1 pseudogene is annotated in these 395 nt (G+C 68.4%); it reads left to right on the top strand.

The window, feature by feature from the left end:
- A pseudogene (locus tag JK363_RS41730) lies at positions 1-214 on the top strand (hypothetical protein); the annotation flags it as partial.
- Positions 215-395: the final 181 nt, after the last annotated feature.

The following is a 395-nucleotide window of genomic DNA, read 5'->3' on the forward strand; positions in this document are numbered from 1 at the left end:
CGAAGACATCCGACTCCTCAAAGGCAAAGCGGCCCACGCCGCCACCGCCTACGTCACCGCCACAGGCGACACCGGCACGGCAACGGTGCGCGGCCAGGAGGTCACCGTCCAGGTCACCCACCACCAGCCCGCCCAGATCCTGCAACTGATCGGCGTACGCACCCTGACAGTCACCGCCCACGCCACCGTGCGCGCCCAACGCGCCAACCCGTAGCGCACCAGCGAAGCAGAAGAGGGGCGAATACGCTCATGGCCTACCGATCCTCATCGCGCGCCCGGCTGCGCGCCGCCATTACGGCTATCGGCACGGCCGCTGTCGCCCTTGCTCTGCTGGCTGGCATGCCCTACGTACTGTGGCAGGCAACCGGCATGCCTTGGCCCGATCAGTTCGGCTC

Origin of the sequence: Streptomyces coffeae (genome assembly GCF_016741875.1) — a bacterium.
GTDB classification, from domain to species: Bacteria; Actinomycetota; Actinomycetes; order Streptomycetales; family Streptomycetaceae; genus Streptomyces; species Streptomyces coffeae.